The sequence below is a fragment of the Spiroplasma endosymbiont of Lariophagus distinguendus genome, from assembly GCF_023846195.1.
GTDB lineage: Bacteria > Bacillota_I > Bacilli_A > Mycoplasmatales > VBWQ01 > Spiroplasma_E.
The window spans coordinates 1-531 of the sequence record NZ_JALMUW010000187.1 but is presented as its reverse complement, the minus strand read 5'-3'; the positions used below and the strand labels follow the sequence as shown (position 1 = coordinate 531).

The 531-nt window shown below is 19.6% G+C and carries 1 protein-coding gene; it reads left to right on the top strand.

Going from position 1 to position 531, the window contains the following annotated elements:
- Positions 1-531: hypothetical protein (locus M0D11_RS06460; RefSeq protein WP_252321168.1), on the top strand; the 531-nt coding region annotated here is incomplete at both ends.

The following is a 531-nucleotide window of genomic DNA, read 5'->3' as shown; positions in this document are numbered from 1 at the left end:
TTTATTAAATTATAAACAAAAAAACAAAGTTAAAAGAATACTTTCTTCAAATGATTTTAGTCAAATCATAGGAACGAAAAAAGAATTAAAAATAAAACTAAGAAAATATTTTAAAGAAATATTTATTAGAGATGTTGATATAAATTTATTTAAAAAATTTCTAAAATCAGAAAGTGGAGTTAATAAAAAACCAACAAAAATTGCCTGAAATTTTTTTATAATTTTGACAAGTTCAATATTAGTAAATAAATCCGAAGGAAGAGTTTCTGAAGCAATTAAAAGTATTAAAAATACTTTTGATGAAAGTAAACAAATATTATTAACTTCCGATAACAATAACTTAGTAACAGATGTAATTTTTAAAATTATTAATTTAAAAATCAGACCAATCTTAATTGCTAGTAGATCACTAACAAAAATAGACACTAATGGTAATTTCATCATTAATGATGAAAATTTAAGCAAAAAAGAAATCGAAGATTTTTGAAAACAAATTGATAAAGTTAGAAAAGATTTAATAGAAAACAAATA